Below are 16,796 nucleotides of genomic sequence, written 5' to 3' on the forward strand. Positions count from 1 at the left end.
CATCCTGTAAATCACAAGACCATGATTCTGTCGCTATTTGTCCCTGCCCGTGTTACTCATCAGTTGAATATAGCCGCCGATATTCGCTTTCTCCGCGCCTTGGCAGGAAGAAATATCGCCTGGCCTAATGATCCTGTGATTTACAGGATGAGGCACTTGTTTTCTTGGATAACCAAACCCAGTATCCACTTGGGCCAACTGTCGATAGCAATTGGCATCTATTAATAGAATTCAAAATCAGAATAACTGGAGATTAGCGACCCAAAGAAAAATAGCCACTCATTGCATTATGAGCTTACCACGAGCTTTTAACTTTATCCAGCTTTTTTGCTCTCCAAAGGTTAAAAACCCTGGAGAGCATCATCCGGTTTTGTGAACAAGCCCTGGAAATATCACACATTGCTTTCTACAAAAGCACTTAACTGGGATTTGGATAACAATCCCATTTTCACGGCCTCAACCTGTCCGTTTTTAAACAGAATCAAGGTTGGAATGCTCATGACACCATATTTGGCCGGCATTTGCTGATTTTCATCAATATTAATTTTTGCAAACGTCATGCTGTCGCTATGAGCCGAGGCGACTTCTTCCAGTATAGGCGTCAGGGCACGGCAGGGGCCACACCATTCCGCCCAGAAATCAACCAGCACGGGCTTGCCCGAGTTAAGGACATCCGCTTCAAAACTGGCATCGGTTACCGTTTTAATATAATCACTCATAATTCACCTTTTAAAAAAATATGGATTGACAACCATTATAGATCACCCCACACCGCTTGCAAGACACTTAACCCGACAACAGCGGCTGTTTCCGTACGCAACACTCGGGCTCCCAATGTCAGCGGCGCAAAACCCGCCGCCGCACTCTGTTCCAACTCCTGTGCGGTCAGCCCCCCTTCAGGACCGATAAACAATACCGCTTCTTCGAAACCCTGCGAATAATCACGCCAGTTTTTTCCCGTTTCAGGATGCAAAACAAAACGGGTGCCGGCATGAGGCTGGTGCAGAAAATCAGAAAAGGCCACGGGATCATGCACGGTCGGGATCCGGTTTCGTCCGCATTGCTCGCATGCGGAAACTGCGATAGCCTGCCATTGCAACCGTTTTTTAGCCAACCGCGCGGCATCCGGCTTCACCATACAGCGCTCGGTAATAACCGGAGTGATTTGCGCCACACCCAATTCCACCGCTTTTTGCACAACCCACTCCATACGATCCCCTTTGGAGATGGCTTGAGCCAGATGAACGGCAATGGGGGGTTCGCGATTAACCGTTTGCTCCCCCTGCAACAAGACGGATACCTTTTTTTTGTGTACCGCCACGATTTCGGCCACAAATTCACGATTATCACCCGGAAACAGAATCAGCTTCTCGCCAGGCTGCATACGCAACACCACGCCGACGTGCCGCCCGGCTTCCTCCGACAACGCCACCGATTCCCCCACCTGAAAATCTCCAGGCTGATAGATACGAACGTCTCTCACCCTATGCTCCGGTAATATCGAATTTATTGATTTTCATTTAAGATAACACCTCACGCCCGGCGCCATCCATTCTTTCATAATCAATGGCGTCATGGTTATGAATATCAAGCACAGTTTGCGACCAATACAGCATAAACACGCTAAAGGGAAAAAGACAAAGCATATCCCAGGGAAACGCCAAAATACCCGCACCACCAAAAGTACCCAGTCCGGAGATGAGCAACAGCAATGTCATGCAGGATAAAAACCAGTACAAACTGGCGCCGCAATCACCCAGTCGCTTGCGGTGATAAACCAAAGACAGGCCAAGCCCCAGAAGCAAGGCAACATACAGTTTCCATAAAATGGAAAAACCACACCAGTACAGCATCAAATTACAGATATAAAACGCGATATGAGATAAAATCCGGCTGAACGGCAAGCGGAAAGGTCTTGTTGTATCCGGTTGCAGCTTGCGCATGGCTAAAAGACAGACAGGGCCAATACCGTAGGAAAGAATACTGGCGGAGGAAAGAAACGCCACCAGTTTTTGCCATCCTGGAAAAGGTAAAAAAGAAAAAACGCCTACCGCAAAATTGGCGTACAGGGTGATGTATGGGATGTTGTGTCGGTTGACTTTCAAAAAAAGCTTCGGCAAGTGGTTATTCAGCGCCATACCATAAAGAATACGCGACGTCGCCGCCGTGTAGACCAGGGTCGTACCAAAAGGCGAGAATGCCGCATCTATCAGGAGCAGCGTGCCAACCACACTCAATCCCAGAAGCAAAGTCAAACCTACCAAAGGCGCGCTGTCTCCGGGATAACTCAAGCCTTGCCAGCCATGCGCCAGAAACTGTGACGGCATCGCGGCAATGAAACTGAATTGCAGCATAAAATACAAAACAAACCCAATCAGCACCGCGCCTAATATGGCGATTGGAATATTGCGCTGGGGATTTTTCACTTCACCCCCGAGCATTAACCCGTTTTGAAAGCCGGTAAACGCAAACGCCACACCTCCGGCAGATAATGCGGAAAATATCTGTACCCAGCTTTCCTTGTCCGCCAGATGAATGGACACGTTACTCCATGTTGGTGAATGGCCAAGCAGCGCCATAATTGCAATGCCCGGCAACAGAAATTTTATAATACTTGCATACTTGTTGCATTCGGCCAGCATTTTGATGCCGTAGGAATTGAGTATCACCACAAACAACATGATGCACACCGCAACCACATAACCATAACCGGACAAGGTAAGTGCCGAGGAACCGCCGGCCATTAAACCAGGGAAAAAATAACTGGAATATTGCAAAATAGCCTGTATTTCAATAGGCGTCATAACGACGTAGGAGAGCCAGGATGTCCAGGCAAACAAAAAACCGACCTCCGGGCCATGTGTGAACGTCGGGTAGTTGGACATGCCGCCCGAAACAGGAAACATGGCGCCAAGCTCGCATAAGGGCAAGGCAATAAACAGCATGAAAACCGCGGCGATAACCCAGCTGACCAAGGCATTGCTTCCCGCCATTTGCGCGCTGATAAAGGGGCTGAACAACCATCCGGATCCTATCATTCCTCCCGCTGAGGCAATGAGAATATTCGTGGTTGAAATATCACGCTTTAACATAAACAGATTTTCCTGCAACAAAGTGAAACGGCTTTGCGTTACGCCATTCCCCTACAATAGGATTCCTGCCTCTCTTGCCGCAGGTATTTTGGTTCTAGCAATGGCCGCCGCTCTTTTTGTATTCTTCAGGCGTGCAAAAGGTAATCGTGTCGTTTGACCAGCTATATGCAATAGCTTTACTGATATACCCATGAAATACCAGTTGATCATGGGCCACTTCCACGCCCCAAAAGACGTTGCCCTGTTCATCATCGCGCCCGGCGAGATACGCTTCTTTCCCCGTCGCCAGAACCTCGGTGCTCACCTGTTCATTCACCATAAGGCTGAATTCTGCGGGCAAGCCCGGAAGAACCTGGGGGTTGATAGTGATCATCCAGTGCATGGGCTTATCAAAATGGTTGACTATGGTCAATCGGTGCTCATACCTGGCATACGATATCTGGGGAGCAAGTATAGATAATGACATAAGAACGAACGTGGCAAACCGGGTTGAATGATTCATAAGTCGTGATTCCCTGCGCAAATAATAAAATGTTTGGCCTTGATAAAAACAAGGCTTTGCGCAATATAAAAAATTTATCCTGGCCTTGCAATCATTTTTGGTTCACAGAGCCTAAGGTCGACGAGCAATCCTTCGTTCCATTTTTATGGCAAGCACGGCAGGCGGTGAGCCAAAGGGCGTGTGGCCTCCTGCCTTCCATAGTCCGAAATCAAGTCAACCTGTTCAAACCTCACCTTTAAACTCTCAAATAGCGCTTGCTATTCTCCTCATTAAAGCTAAAATTTGGACTAAATCAGCTTAACTTTCACTTCATAAGCATATGTCCACACACTGCGGAATCATCAATTTTCTTAAACAAGGAATCGAATACAATGGCCACCACACGCATTGAAACCGACAGCATGGGGGAAATTACCGTCCCCGGCGATCGTTATTGGGGAGCGCAGACGGCTCGTTCACTGCACCACTTTAACATAGGCCAGGATATCATTCCCCGTGAAGTCACCCACGCCTTCGGCATCGTTAAACAAGCAGCCGCCATGACTAACCTTGATCTTGGAAAGCTCAGTCAGGACAAAGCCGATTTAATCATTAAAGCGGCAGAAGAAGTCCATTCAGGAAAGCTGGATGATCATTTTCCGCTGCATGTCTGGCAAACAGGCAGTGGCACGCAGTCCAATATGAACGCCAATGAAGTGATTGCCAACCGCGCCATTGAAATAGCGGGAGGACAACTGGGCAGCAAAACGCCCGTTCATCCCAATGATCACGTCAATATGTCGCAATCATCAAATGACACGTTTCCTACCGCCATGCACATAGCGGCCGCACTGGCTTTTCAGCAAAAGCTGTTACCGGGCGTTCGTAAACTTCGGGAAGCACTGGCCGCCAAGATGGAGGAATTCAAGGACATCGTCAAAATAGGACGGACCCATTTACAAGACGCCGTTCCGTTGACCCTGGGACAGGAATTTTCAGGCTATGTCGCGCAACTGGACGCTTGTATCCTACGCATGGAACAAGTCATGCCAGAGCTTTATGAACTGGCCCTGGGCGGTACGGCAGTCGGAACCGGATTAAACACACACCCTCAATTCGCCGTTAAAGTCGCAGCCCATATCGCCGCCATCACCAGGCTGCCTTTTGTTTCCGCACCCAATAAATTCGCGGCTCTGGCCTCGCATGAATCCCTGGTTATGGCGCACAGCACCTTAAAAGCCCTGGCGTGCGCGCTGATGAAGATTGCCAACGACATACGCTGGCTTGGTTCAGGCCCCCGTTGCGGGCTGGGTGAATTGATTCTCCCTGAAAATGAACCCGGTTCATCCATCATGCCCGGCAAGGTCAATCCCACGCAATGCGAAGCCATGACCATGGTCTGCGCGCAAGTCATCGGTAATGATACCACTGTGGCCGTCGCGGCAAGTCAGGGAAATTTTGAACTGAATGTCTTTAAGCCCGTTATCATTTTCAACGTCTTGCACTCCCTCAATCTATTGGCTGATTCCTGTCATTCTTTTCGGGAATTCTGCATAGAGGGATTGAGCGCCAACCGCGAACAAATTGATCAATACCTGCATCATTCCCTGATGCTGGTTACGGCGTTAAATCAGCACATAGGCTACGACAAGGCTGCGAAGATCGCCAAAACGGCTCATCATGAGAATACGTCGTTGCTTGATGCGGCGGTGAAACTTGGCTTTTTAACGGCGGAGCAATTTAAGGAATACGTCAAACCCGAGGAAATGATTGGACCGCGTTAACCATAAATCCGGTTCCCTGAGCATTGAGCCGCAACCGCCAGGGAGCCTTCAAATAATTTGCGGGACTCTCTCTGCGTCAAGGTGCTGGCGGACAAAATCATTGAATATCCTTTAAAATTCGGCTCACCAATGCTGATTTATTGCTAAACACCCAATAAACCCCGCGGTTAATCTCTCGATATAAGCTATGCCGGGAATCCACAAAACCCACGCCAACCTTGAGCCCCGCCTCTCGCAGCCAGCGAATTTTTTTATGGGTAAGCAATAAAAAATGGCCCATCACGCCGCCGTATTGCCTCTGTATCGCCAATCGGCAAAACGCGGACACATTATTGTGCTCCGGCACCAGCAACAAGGATCTTTTCGGGAACAAGGTCAGACCGGCAAACAAGGGCGCATCGAGACTTAGCAAATGGTAATCCTCACAGGGTGTCAGTGAACGCAGGGTATCATGTAATTTTTTTTCGTGCGCAAAGGGCGCTTTCAACTCGATAAACAAGTGCATCTTACGGCCATAGAGGCTTACCATTTCCTCAAGGCTTGGCATATCAGGTACCAGCGCACGTAGCTCGGCAAACGTCATATCCCGTATCGCCATGTCATGCCCCCATAACCGCGACAAGGTCGGATCATGGTTAACCACCAGAACATCATCGCCTGTGGCGTGGACATCGAATTCAATCCCCCAGCAACCCAGAACAAGAGCCTGCTCAAAAGCCTGGCGGGTGTTTTCAATGACGTGCCTCTGTTTATCATGAGCGCCGCGATGAGCAATCAGTTTAACCTGGTTTGCCAGAGACGCCGTCGGCCGTTTTCTGGGAAGACAGGCAAAAAGCGTGTTAATGCCTTGCTGCAGAAAATCCATAAAAGACATATTTTTATTCCCCCGTAAAACAATCGGCTGTTTTCATCACCCGGACCGGCGTGACCTGGGAAACGATAAAAACATGCAACTATTTCCACATTTATTTGAATAAAGATTGACAGAGCAACCTTTCTTAAGTATTTTACCGTCCTATGCCGAGGTGGTGGAATTGGTAGACACGCTAGCTTCAGGTGCTAGTGGGGGTAACCCCGTGGAGGTTCGAGTCCTCTTCTCGGTACCATCTGGAATTTTATATAAATTCCAGACATGCTCAATCCTTAGATAAACTGCGGTTATACCGCACCCATAGACATATTATTGGTTTTATTCACCCCTTTTTGCGGTGTAATCATCTTTGCTAAAAGCGATTCGACACGGGACTGAATTACCGGTATATCCCTATCTTTTTTTAGTAGAAGACCACTTTGTTCACAAGTACCGATAAATGAGAATAATCCATCAAAATAGCCATCTATATTTAGAAAGCCGATGCTTTTCTCTAGCCCTCCGATTTTTATTGCATTCCATGTTTCAAATGCTTCTTCCAATGTGCCCAAACCGCCTGGCATAACAATAAATACATCAGCCATCTGCTGCATCATTTTTTTTCTTTCTTGCATTGTATCAACAATATGCAATTCATCTAGCAGGTTTAAAGGTTTTTCTCGTTCGATAAGTTGCTTGGTTATTATGCCAATTATTTTACCTCCGTGTTCTTTAACAGTGGTGGCAAGCAACCCCATCATACCCAAACTTGAACCGCCATAAACCAAAGTTAAATCCATTTTAGCAAGTTCTTTACCTAATAAAATGGCCGCCTCACTAAAGTGATTATTATTGCCAAAATTAGCGCCTAGATACACACAGACTGTTTTCATTGGATTTTCTTCTATTAATTTTAAAAAGATTAGCATCCGTAGTCCGGGCGTGGCTCCGGAGAACCGGATCCCGGGTTCTGCTTGCTTTCGCAAGTCATGAAACCCCGGCAAGCCCTAATCAACCAGCGCTTGCCCATATCGAATGCCACTACCGGCGTGCAGCGAGGAAGTCCAGTTTAACCGTTCGCCGTCGGCGAATAACAGCACAACCGTTGAGCCTAGTTTGAAATACCCCATTTCGTCCCCTTTTTGCAGCGCAATCGGGGAGGTTGAGTAGTCAAAGCGCTGTATACTCTTGCAGCGCGGAATCTCGCCATGCCAACTGGTCGCGATGGCGCCTACGATGGTGGCACCCACTAAAACCATGGCCATTAACCCCAGCGGCGTATCGCAATACACGACCAACCGCTCGTTACGTGCAAAAAGCCTGGGAATCACTCGAACGGTGGACGGTTGAACGGAGAACAACTGGCCCGGAATATAGGTCATGGAACGTATCTTCGCGTCAACAGGCATGTGAATACGGTGGTAGTCTTTCGGAGATAAATAAAGCGTTGCAAAGCATCCGTTGATAAAAGGCTGAAATAACGCCGGTTCACAGCCCAGAAATTCCCCCACATCATAAAAACGTCCCTTGGCCTGTAATAACTGGCCTTGTTTTACAGACCCTAACTCGCTGACTATACCATCAACCGGAGACACAACCGACGCATCGGCTATTGGACGGATCCCCGACTTTAACCGCCGGATAAAAAAATCATTGAACGTGGGATAATTCTCGGGATTTTCCTCCCGGGCCTCACTCATATCCACCCCGTATTTTGCGATAAAGCGTTTGATTATGAAATTTTTAACAGCCGGTACTCTCACATCGGCCACGGCCCCCGCGAAGGACGTTAACCCATGCTTTGGGATCATGAATTGCGGTAAGGTTTTTAAAAAATCATTAGCCATGACAATGCGCTCAATTATGTGATGGCGAATCATACCTTGAAATAAAGTGAATTGTCATGAGCTGCCCATAAATACATTTACAACTGGATAAATATATGGCTAATTAATAGTTGATTCTACAATTTAGTGTAATACAGTCCAGTTGCACGGATTTCCAACGCAGGAGGCCGTATGAGAGAAGGATATCATCGAGTCAAATATCGCCCCATGCCGAACCATGCAAGATTCGGCTTGTCCTCCCGGTTGTTTCATAATGAAGCGTGTTATACCGTAAAAGAACTGGCGCTTCGTAGCCTGATCCTCTCAACACGCGCGGCAAGCGGCATGGCTCAAGAATTATTGCAAACGGATAACCGGTGGTTTGATGATGACGAAACCGCGTTCATTAACGTCAACGAAGGCTCATGGATCTGGAATAGTGAACTGAAACCGCGTTTTGAGCTTGGCCGCGATGATTTTCACATTGGATTGCAGACCAAACGCAAGGTAGTCTGGACTCAATTATACACCATGACCCGTACCTTCGGTGATTACCTGCTAAAACGAAACAGCCTGCTAAGCGATGCCTACCTCAATCAGCCAATGAACTATTTTCTACTGGATATCGTTCATATTCTAAACCGCCTGGCCGTTATTTCCGATGGCCATTATGTCAACGAACAGCTACGGCTGCTCCGCAAATATATAAGAACGGTAGAAATTCATATTCCCGCGGATGTTGGCAGTGATCGCCTTTTTCTCGCAGATTGCCGCCGCACCATAGAATCAGATGTCCAGACTGAAATTGAAAACAAGCTGCAATCGCGTCAGTTGAAAGACAATTTTGAACGCTTGCAACAGCAGTTAACCCGTCTCGCGGAATTAAGACACACCGGACTGCATTTCGCTTTGACAGCAAATTCCGTCAACCCTCATCCTTATTGGGAACATTTTGATTCGCGACCTGAATTGCGGGACAACCCTCATAAGGAATTTCCAACTCTGGCGGCAAAACGTTGCGCCAAACCCCTTACCGACGCGCTTGCCGAGACGCTAACCACCCATGAGTCGACGATGCGACCGGATATCCTCGAACTGGATGAAACCATATTAGAAGACTGCGCAGATTTCAAATTTATAGATAACCTGCCCAAAGATCTCAGGAAAGCGTATAGTGAAAGTCTGGTCAACTTACAGGAAATCTCGCGTTTTCAACGTATTATTGAACAGGTATTGCTTTTATTTGATCAAGGCGGCGAGGTTTTTACGTTCATTCAGTTCCGTGAACAAATGCAAATGCTGTTACAAAGCATAGAACAGTTTGTTCATTATTCGCAGGCAAGCATTGTCGAAGTCATGGAGGGCAACACCCGCGCCTACCATCAATATCTTCAGGAGAAACAGGATTTGAGGTGGTGGGAACCCTGGCTATCAAACAAAGCGGAAAAAATAGACGTATTCATCAGCAATCAGGATAATCTGGCTCGTTACCAGGTGTCACCGGGCGATTTACAGGAAGCGAGTAATGAACTGCTGCAGACCATCAGCGACCTGGATTCCCATTTAAGCCAGCACACCGGCCAAACCGGGCAACAGGCCATGCTAACCTCTCTGCAAGCATCGGTGCAACAATTAATGAGCGCAATGGATGCCTGGGTTGGACATCAGTATTTATTACGGGGTCTGTCCCCTCCTGCGAAATCAGATGTGTTTTTACCGCGGGAGGAAGATATCGGTGAAAAAATAGATGTTCAGAAGCCTATACCGGTTGAATCAGGGATGAGGGGATTCAACCCGGAAAAACCCGAGATGCTCCATCCTGAATTATGCACATCGTCCGCAGCCCGTATATCTCCACCGATTACCTTCTGGTCTCCTCCGCCCTCACCTTTCAAATCCATTCCTTCGCCTTGTGACGTCATGTTGTCGGGGAGCAGCAGTACGGGTTGTGAATACCCGCAAATTGGTAATAGTGACAACGCCCGTAACATCACTCTCACGCCAGCACCAAACCATTTTAACGCCGGTATGACTCTGGGTATTCTGATTTTATTGCCGCTTGGCCTGTTGATATTGAAGCTTCTATACGACGCCTGGACGACCCAGGCGGCCGCAAGGACTGAGCATGAACCACAGGGTGATCCCGAAACATTTGATAAACTGGTACGCAACATTGAGGATTTGCTGGCTGAAGCCTGGCATCTGACCGATAACAAGGATACGGATCTCGGTCAATCCCTACAGGATTTCCAGAATGACTTACTGGAGCTCAAAATGGCGGCGATCAACAGGAAAAGCAACAATATCCTTAAGGCACAGGAGCTTTTTAACGACATTGACTATTTTATCAAAGACATACAAGAAGACCAATACACCTTTACAACCCAGGCTCCGTGAACAACCTGTTTCATAGCCGCGATGACGACGTCATTCTCATTTTCGCCCTGTAAACAGGATGTTCACGGAACCTGACCCAGCATTACATCAAGGCGAGCGCTTTTTCCTGCTCATAGGAACTGTCTTTTGCAAATTGACGTAAATCTCTCATAAATTGTTGTATATGCTCCAGGGTCAATTTGTTCATGAGTTGGTATTCTTCATCATCCTTTTTATCCGGATCGGTACTGATATCCGCTTGCATTGCCTGGATAATTTTATGATAGAGTATCGTGTTCAGGGAATTGGTCTCTATGCCACCCTTGCAAAAAATATAACCCAAAACACAGACGTTCGAATGTTCCGGCTTCAGATATTCTTTCACTTCGCCCCTACGCGAGGTTGTCCAAAAGCTTATTTTTTTCTCGTAGTCCGTAATGGCCTCAAAAACCAGTCCGATAAATTTCTCGCGATCCAGGGCGGAAACCCAGCGTTTCATCGTTTTGTAAAATAAATTTGAGGGAATTGTAGTATGAGCAATGATATAGCTTTTAGCCTTTTCAGCGTAAGACTCCGCTTTGAACTTGTTTTCCGCAAACGCATAGCGCACGCTAATCAAATTTACAGCCACTTCTGACATGGAATAATCCAGCATCCTTGGGATTAAGCTCTTTAATAATATCGTATTTAATGAATTGCTTTTTGTTTCACCCCACCGCAAAATCCAGGCAAGAATTTCAGAATTTTCATCCGTACTTTCCTTGATGTATCTTTTTACCTCCGTATGCCGGTATTTCCAGGACGTTATGTTTGCCCAATAGGGCTTGTATACATCAACAGCTTCTGCAATATACGAATTCAACACCGAACGATCAAGCGTATCGACCCAATCAAACAAGGTTTTAAAACAGGAGTCAATAATATCCTGTTCCATATGATCCCGGATAATAGGCCTTACAATATCAGCACGCTCTGTAGACGTTAAAGGAGCATCTTCCTTAATTAAATGTCGCTCTAATCGGATACGATTCTGATAATTGTCTAACCGACCCGTTATCCTGACAAATACCTTTGCCCAACTGGTGTGTTCGCCAAGCAATTCGGGTATACCTTCTGTACAATCGAGAATTAACTGACTCAGGTTATTAGCAAACGTTCTATTGATTCCCGGAGTCAATTCCTCTTCGGTATAGTATTTTTGGCTGAGAACAGTAAGTTCTTTGAAAAATTTCTGGATGCGAATCAAACCTTCCCTCAAACTGCTGGTCTCATCACAATCCACTTTGATCGTTTCATCGACCCAGCTTGTTGACCCCATAAATTGCCAGGCTTCCGTTATGGCACTGTTCTCCGTATCAAGCGTTTTTACTGCTTCGGATGATTCCGGTTTGGTCAAATCAATGGATGCTAGCGGCTCTTTGCTTAATTCGTTTTGTAACAGTTTAACCAGCGACTTGCCTTCGCCAAGGATATCTTTCAACAGGTCGATGTGAGCGTCACGAAAAACCTTATGGTAGCGCTGCCTGATTTTCTCTGCGCTGAATTGCCCCCTCTCCGCTATACAATAGGAATACCAGGGACTCTCCTGTTCAACCGTCTTTTTTTCATGGCTATGCGAGGCCATACCGCCTGACAGCAGATCCTCCGCTTTCCTGTCCCCATCCTCCTTGTGTGCCTGATACTCGCGGGCTTTTTCTATCCGACTGTTTTCCGCAGAAGCCCATTCTGCCACTCTTGGCAGGCCCGAAGGCTTGTTTTGCAAAAATTGCGCAAAGCTCGGGACCGTCACATCTTTTTCATTCTTTTCGCAACCACCATAAAACACCACCGCACGATATAATTCATTGTATTCATTCTGGTTAAGCAACTCCATATGATCAACAAACGGTTTTCCATTGCTGATTTTATTGAACAACTCACCATGCACCTCCTCCAGCCGTCCGCTTTTTTCAGGTGGAAGGGATAGATAATCCAGTGGGATATCCCCGAAATACTCTTCCATTCGGGCCCGTATCATATCAGGGTCATAGGTGATTAGTTCGTGCAACAAAGACTGGAACATCTGTTCCTGGAAATACACACGACCGTTAGCCGTTTCAAAGCAAGGATTACCCGCCAGGGCTTGAAATGCTTCATGGGCTTTATGGGTTTTGTAAAGATTCAAATTTTCAGGGATAACGTGCGTTGGCCAATGCGTGCGCCCATTGAGAATGGGAAAATTATCCAGATTCTTTGCCTTTAAGGTCATGGATTTTTCAGGAACAGGCACCAGAATCCCATGGATCCAGCGAGACCCTTTTATGATAGAGGTGATAGGGTAGAGACACATATCATAATCAAATCCGAAAAACACGCTGTAGGCAAATCCGACAAATTCCTCCCAGTCCGGTCTGAAAAATATATCGTAATCCACTTTTTCACCGGAGCAAGCGCCGATGTTTCCCGGATGAACATCGTCGTTTTTCCATCGCCAGTACAATATCAGGAGATGAGCCATATTCGACGCTAATAATTTACTTACATCAGGACAAACCAGATTTTTTTCCTGCTCATCGAGCGGCAAGGAATCCGAGTTGGAAAGCAAGGGTTTAAAGCCGGGAAGAACAAGGGATACCGTTCCAATAATTTCATCCTTGTCATTGAAAACAAGACGCTCTTCTGCCGCGGCGTTACCAAAGGTTGTACGCATGCCAATACTCACCGCCACAGAATACTTGGCGAGCAGGGGTGGATAAGTCTCATCGCATGGTTTGTAAAACCCAAGTCTTTCCTTGCCGTCGCCATCGGTAAACACAACTTTTACAACGTCATGTCCCGATTTGGGTACCGCCGATCCCGCCGTTTTATGTGTTAATTGGCCGAAACGTAACGCCTTCTTGGGCAGAGGCATGGCTCTTCCTTAATATTCTGTCTCCTACAGAATATTCATATTAAGCAGAAATCAAGGTTCAGTTCAATAGTATTTTTACTATCAAGACTGAATGGACAACACATGGATTGTATTTTCAGTTAACAGATCAGGACATGCTGGCCTGCCACCTCATGCTTGTCTGAATGCTCCTGTCAAGGGCAAGAACGGCATCACTGGTGGTGGTTCTGGAAAAAAACCAGAAATCACCGGTATTGTATTTCCTGACGGCGTTCGCGATACCTATGGTCAGTAAAAGACTTAAGGCATTGCTGATAATCATCATGGACTTTCTAATCCAGGGATGCCTGTCCTGACTCGCCACGGTAAGCAACGGTTTGGCAATATCATCGATTCGTTTTGCCAGCTCCTCTCCGGAAGGCCTTGTTTTGGCTTGCAGGGTCTCGCGTACCAGATTATAAATATTGCGGCGATACAGTCGCTCCGGCTCCACAAAGCCGTCGTACTTCAGAGGAGCGTCCTTCCGCAATCGCCTTCTCATCGCCTGACACTCTTTTTCTATCCTCAATATCAGATCAAGTACAAACCGCCCTTGTGCGGTGTTGCTTAGTAACAAATCAATCATTTCGTTCGCATTATCCAGATCCAGTACCCTCAGTCGATTGACAAGCGATATTCTCGTAAGTACCTCCCTTGCAATGACCGGATCAGTCGAGTCATCGAAATTCATAACTTTTAATAAACCGCACGTCTTTCTTGTCACAATGAAACTACAAGCCCAATGAACGGCATCGGCCTGATGTGCCTTGGGTAATCGTTTAATAAATGAAAGCATTCGACGAAAATCATGGCCCTTGTCATCCATAGCCAGCGCTAATCGCACCGTGTCCTCATTATCCTGTGCCATGTCCTTTAAATATTGGATAGCCTGCAACCCTTGCCGTTGCGATTCGGCGTCTCGCTGTAACAATTCCCGTGTTGACAGGCCATGTTGTGATAACAGCAGGACGGCCGAAGCCAAGGCCTGAGACGTCACAAAAATCCTGAAATAAGGCGTCTGGTGTTTTGCTGCCTCCCGGTTATCAAGATAAGCCGTTTGCAACGCACGTACCGCATTATCCAGCACCACGTCATCCAGTATGCCCGCATCAATGGCTCCGGAAGCAAACTCGTGAAATAGTTGACGTTTGATGTCAGTTACAAGCTTCAAGTCATGATCGAGAGCCGAAGAATCATTGTGTTCCGCAAGCTTACTGATGGCTTTGGCCAGGAATCGACAGGTTGCCGGTGCGGCAAATACCGTTTCCAACGCCAAAAACCCTATGCTTTTGGCCTCGGCAATCATTCGCAGATAATTTACAACGGTGGTTTTTATGGTTTCACAGCACAAAGCCGTATCGTTCTCATCGTTGAGATCCAATGTTTCGACGCCAACTGATAATTCGCTTAATTCCGTCTCACCGTTAAAATAATCCATCAGCAGGGGCAGCAGGGTGGCCAAATATTTTTTTACGGGTGATTGAAACTCATTGCCTTTGATATCCTGGGCAATCAAAGCCAGCAACACGCCAGCCTCCGCTGTAATGTGTTCCTCGATAAACGCGATATCGCAGGAATCCAGCACTCGCAACCCTTGATGCAGAACGGGGTTTTGACTCACCTTTTCCAGGAAATCAGGGGAATACCCTTTATTATGCAAATTAACCAGAAGACGGGATAAATAAGGATATTCCTGCAACGTATGGCGCAACCGCTCAAACTCATCCGCTTGCAATCGACCCTGGATCCAAAGCAGCAGGCAAGCGGTTTGATCCAAGGGTTGCGGCCATTGATAAAGGCCGGCAAGAACCGGTAACTTAAAAGGATCGTCAAACAAACTATCAATCAAAAGGCACAACTTCAGATCAGCTAATTTGTTAATAGCGGCAACCAGAAAGGGATTGGCAACGATTAAAGCCAGATTGGTGTCACGATAGCCCTGCTCCAGTAAAACTAGAGCGGCTTTGGTTTGCTCGACGTTTTCACAAAGGGTTAACAACGCCGGGATATCCGAATCGGGTTCGGTAAGATAACGCATACCCGCATCTTGCAGAATATCAGGCGGTAATGGTTTCCCGCGCACCTGTGCGATCCGCTTAAATTTCTGCAGCAAATCCTTAAAATAGTCGCTGAGGACGGTCAGTGTTGCCAATGGCTCCACCGTATCATTTTCTTTTTTTCGCAACAAATAATCAGCCAGTTCATACGGGTTAACAAATTGCTTTAAATGAAAAGAGTCCTTGAGTAATAAAATTAAAGACTGCAACTCCTCGATGGTTATTTCCGGTTGATTCAATACCAATTGACAAACTACGGTTTGCGCAAAATTATCCTCAGGGAAAGACCAGTTATCCTCGGAAAACAGGGCAAATTTATCAAACTGCCTCTCTTTATCCAGAAAAAAAGCCAGGTCTATAATCCGGGACTGGAAACCATAATCTTCCATGCGCTTGTAAACGCTTTGCAAGGTGTTGCATAAAGAGCCGGTATTATCCAGGCAGGAGAGGATCTGATGCGGAGCCGGATTCGTATGGGATAATGCGATTTTCTGCAAAAGTGGATCGTTAATGATCGAACCCGGCGAGGTTACAAGGCGCGCCAATAACGTCTGATTCTCGGGAAACCCGTCTTTTTCCGGATCACCAACCGATTCCGTACACAAATTCAATACATCACTATGATGATTGATGGTTCCTTTTGGAGTAATAATTTCCTTAATAATCGCCGCGATGAGGGGGGAGTCGGCCGCAGGCAACAACGTGTTTGCCAGAATGCTCTCTGACATACGCATCTTGCCAATCCTTGCGGTTCGCTTTTTCCTCTCCACCAGAAAAGCGTCCGGGCTGACGCCGGTTAAAACCGCTACCGTACGTTCATCAGGAGGAAGATGGGTATCTTTAACGAGACCCACCATCCATTTTGAGGGGTCATCCCGGCGGTAACAAATATTTAATCCACATAAACGCTGGTGTTCGTCAACGTAAGCAAACGTTATATTGACATGATTCAAGGAAGCGTGTTCATAACTTTCGCCTTTCTTTTGAAACGGGAATTCGCCATAGATTTTAAACAGGTTTCCTCCTGACATATCCCCCTGACAATAATAGTTCGGAGTAGGATATATCTTCGACCATATCGCAAAATGGCGCCGCATGGCCTCCCTGCCGCCTAATAGACAGGTTCTTGGCAAATCTCTTTGAATCAGGGTTTCCGATACTTTTGATGTCGCAATCAGAGATTCGCATTTAAAATCCTGAAATACGTCCCTTGCGCTTCCCTGTATAAAATAAAGCATACTCAAATCACCCAACGTTTTCTCTGCGAGAACGAAACGCAGAGCTATAACTGCAAGCGCAAAATTTAACAACTATTACAAATAAATCAAGGCCATACAAAATGCGATCCGGACTAAAAAACTTCGGACACATTCCAATCCACAATGAAGGAAGCAAGAAGGATAATGACCCGAAGAAGACGCG

The 16,796-nt window shown here is 46.7% G+C and carries 11 protein-coding genes and 1 tRNA gene; 3 read left to right on the forward strand and 9 right to left on the reverse strand.

Annotation, left to right across the window (positions count from 1 at the left end):
• Positions 1 to 392: 392 nt before the first annotated feature.
• The 4 genes from trxA to CKW05_RS15030 form a co-directional block, all read right to left on the reverse strand.
• Entirely contained in the window at positions 393 to 719 is a 327-nt protein-coding gene (gene trxA, locus CKW05_RS15015; protein WP_058482040.1) for a thioredoxin, read from the reverse strand.
• Between the two features lie 35 nt (positions 720 to 754).
• The gene (locus tag CKW05_RS15020; protein ID WP_058482041.1) at positions 755 to 1,483 is read right to left on the reverse strand and encodes a 16S rRNA (uracil(1498)-N(3))-methyltransferase; all 729 of its coding nucleotides are present in this window, start codon (positions 1,481 to 1,483) and stop codon (positions 755 to 757) included.
• A 37-nt stretch (positions 1,484 to 1,520) separates the two neighbouring features.
• Positions 1,521 to 3,092: an APC family permease gene (locus CKW05_RS15025; protein WP_058482042.1), complete on the reverse strand. Its 1,572-nt coding sequence runs from the start codon at positions 3,090 to 3,092 to the stop codon at positions 1,521 to 1,523.
• A 94-nt stretch (positions 3,093 to 3,186) separates the two neighbouring features.
• Complete coding sequence (locus tag CKW05_RS15030; protein WP_058482043.1) at positions 3,187 to 3,594, reverse strand: hypothetical protein; 408 nt, start codon at positions 3,592 to 3,594, stop codon at positions 3,187 to 3,189.
• A 371-nt stretch (positions 3,595 to 3,965) separates the two neighbouring features.
• On the opposite strand from CKW05_RS15030, the gene fumC reads away from it, so the two are divergent.
• On the forward strand, positions 3,966 to 5,357 hold the full coding sequence (fumC, locus tag CKW05_RS15040) for a class II fumarate hydratase (protein WP_058482045.1): 1,392 nt from the start codon (positions 3,966 to 3,968) through the stop codon (positions 5,355 to 5,357).
• Positions 5,358 to 5,454: 97 nt separating this feature from the next.
• Here the strand turns inward: fumC and CKW05_RS15045 are convergent, their stop codons facing one another.
• Complete coding sequence (locus tag CKW05_RS15045) at positions 5,455 to 6,231, reverse strand: glycerophosphodiester phosphodiesterase (RefSeq protein WP_065238348.1); 777 nt, start codon at positions 6,229 to 6,231, stop codon at positions 5,455 to 5,457.
• A gap of 145 nt (positions 6,232 to 6,376) precedes the next feature.
• On the opposite strand from CKW05_RS15045, the gene CKW05_RS15050 reads away from it, so the two are divergent.
• Positions 6,377 to 6,463, forward strand: a tRNA-Leu gene (locus tag CKW05_RS15050).
• A gap of 52 nt (positions 6,464 to 6,515) precedes the next feature.
• Here the strand turns inward: CKW05_RS15050 and CKW05_RS15055 are convergent.
• Both CKW05_RS15055 and asd read right to left on the reverse strand, forming a co-directional pair.
• A complete protein-coding gene (locus CKW05_RS15055; RefSeq protein ID WP_231950632.1) occupies positions 6,516 to 7,136 on the reverse strand; it encodes an LOG family protein in 621 nt (206 codons plus the stop codon).
• A gap of 78 nt (positions 7,137 to 7,214) precedes the next feature.
• Positions 7,215 to 8,054: an archaetidylserine decarboxylase gene (gene asd / locus CKW05_RS15060; protein WP_058482077.1), complete on the reverse strand. Its 840-nt coding sequence runs from the start codon at positions 8,052 to 8,054 to the stop codon at positions 7,215 to 7,217.
• A gap of 171 nt (positions 8,055 to 8,225) precedes the next feature.
• Here asd and CKW05_RS15065 point away from each other — a divergent pair, with 171 nt between their 5' ends.
• A complete protein-coding gene (locus CKW05_RS15065; protein WP_058482046.1) occupies positions 8,226 to 10,430 on the forward strand; it encodes a hypothetical protein in 2,205 nt (734 codons plus the stop codon).
• Positions 10,431 to 10,512: 82 nt separating this feature from the next.
• Here the strand turns inward: CKW05_RS15065 and CKW05_RS15070 are convergent, their stop codons facing one another.
• Together CKW05_RS15070 and CKW05_RS15075 are read right to left on the reverse strand one after the other, a co-directional pair.
• Positions 10,513 to 13,299 (reverse strand): hypothetical protein, encoded by a 2,787-nt coding sequence (locus CKW05_RS15070; RefSeq protein ID WP_058482047.1) that lies wholly within the window; start codon positions 13,297 to 13,299, stop codon positions 10,513 to 10,515.
• A gap of 127 nt (positions 13,300 to 13,426) precedes the next feature.
• Complete coding sequence (locus CKW05_RS15075) at positions 13,427 to 16,612, reverse strand: hypothetical protein (RefSeq protein WP_133141147.1); 3,186 nt, start codon at positions 16,610 to 16,612, stop codon at positions 13,427 to 13,429.
• Positions 16,613 to 16,796 lie beyond the last annotated feature (184 nt).

This window comes from Legionella spiritensis, assembly GCF_900186965.1.
Taxonomy (GTDB): Bacteria; Pseudomonadota; Gammaproteobacteria; order Legionellales; family Legionellaceae; genus Legionella_C; species Legionella_C spiritensis.